This is a genomic window from Streptomyces sp. NPDC107559 (genome assembly GCF_055657365.1).
The window spans coordinates 1-1,785 of record NZ_JBVKBD010000058.1; the positions used below are offsets into that span (position 1 = coordinate 1).

Annotated in this window: 1 protein-coding gene; it reads left to right on the forward strand. The window is 67.1% G+C overall.

All coding sequences use genetic code 11. From position 1 onward, the window contains the following. Positions 1-256 precede the first annotated feature (256 nt). The gene (locus tag ACZ7OY_RS44585; protein WP_472251221.1) at positions 257-1,741 is read left to right on the forward strand and encodes an IS4 family transposase; all 1,485 of its coding nucleotides are present in this window, start codon (positions 257-259) and stop codon (positions 1,739-1,741) included. Positions 1,742-1,785: the final 44 nt, after the last annotated feature.

Here is a 1,785-nt window from a genome sequence, read left to right on the forward strand (position 1 = left end):
CAGAGCAATGCCGGTGATTTAGGGCAACGGTGCAGGTGGGACGCCATGCTGGTGGCGGTTTTGGGTGGATAGGCCCTTGGGGTGAATGGGGAGATCCACCCCGATCTGATGATGCGCCAGATGATCTCGGGACATGGCAACGGGGCTCCCGGTAGGACAGAAGATCGACCAAGATCCGACTGTCTGCAAGGGAGCCCCGTTGGGCGTTCAGTCTGCCATCGCTGCTGCCCCCATCGTCGCGTCGACGATTCGTCCGGTGTCTCCTCGAAGGCCGCGAAGGCGGTTGGAGCCGCAGTTCGGCGACCGGATCCGGCTCGGCGTACTCACTGAGGAGATCACCCCCGAAGCGGTCGACGAGGTACTGGAGTTGACTGGAAGGGCCGAGCGCCGCCGCAGGCTTCTGCCAGCCCGCGCGGTGGTCTACTTCGTCTTGGCTCTGTGCTTGTTCAGCAGCTCCGACAGCACCGGGCCGCCGGGATACCGGGTGGTCCTGCGGGCCCTGACCGAGAAACTGCGGCACCTGCCGGGCGGCCTCGTCCAGCGCCTGCCCACCAGTTCGGCCCTCACCAGGGCCCGCCAGCGCCTGGGAGACAAGCCGTTCCATGCACTCTTCGAACGCCGGTGCGGCGCCCAAGCGACACCCGCGACCCCGGGAGCGTTCGCCTTCGGCCTGCGGCTGGTCGCCTGGGACGGCACCGCGCTGGACGTACCGGACACCGCCGAGAATGCCGCCGCGTTCGGATTCACCGGCCGCGACGGCACCAACAAGAGCGGAAACCCGCAGGTCAGACTGATGTCACTGATCGAGTGCGGCACCCACGCCCTCATCGACGCGGCCTTCGACTCGATCGCCGAATTCAGCGAGCACAAGCTCGCCCGACGCCTGCTCGCCTCCCTGCGGCCAGGCATGCTGCTGCTGGCCGACCGCAACTTCGCCGGCCATGAACTGTGGGGCCTGGTCGAAGCGACCGGCAGCCACCTCGCCTGGCGGATCAAGAAGAACCTCGTCCTGCCACCGCTGTGGGTGCTGCCCGACGGCTCGTACGTGTCCGTCATGCCCACCCCCGCCGAGGGTCAGCGCCTGGGCAACGCCCGCTTCCACGGCCGCAACCCGACAGGGCTGCCCCAAGGACACCTCGTGCGCATCATCGACTACACCGTCACCGTCCGGCCCCAGCACGGGCCGCCCCACGTGGAGAAGTTCCGCCTGGCGACCAGCCTGCTCGACCACCGGCAAGCGCCCGCACGGCAGTTGGCCCACCTCTACCACCAACGCTGGGAGATCGAGAACGGCTTCGCCGAGCTCAAAAACCGCCTGCGGGGCGCCGGCTTCATCCTGCGTTCCAAGACCCCCGAGCTCATCTGCCAGGAGATCTACGCACTCCTCACCGTCTACCAGGCACTATGCGCGCTCAAAGTCCACGCAGCCGAACAAGGTGAGGTCGATCCCGACCGGATCTCCTTCACCACCACCGTGCAGCTCGCCCGGCTCAAGACCGCCGGACAGACCGCGGCGAGCCCGCAGGTCCTGCGCGCAGCCCGAGCCGAAGTCGTCCGGGAACTCCTCAACGACCTCCTGCCCTCACGCCGCGACCGCCGCTGCCAACGACTGAAGAAGCCACCGAGGAACACCTTCGAAGCCAAACGCCGGGACGAGCCCCGCCCTCCCAGCCACGTCAGCTACACACTCAAGGTCACACGGAACCCCGAACACCGGCCCTCACCTGCGAAAACGCCCTAAATCACCGGCATTGCTGGTCAGAGGCACTTTCTGCTTTCCTGACC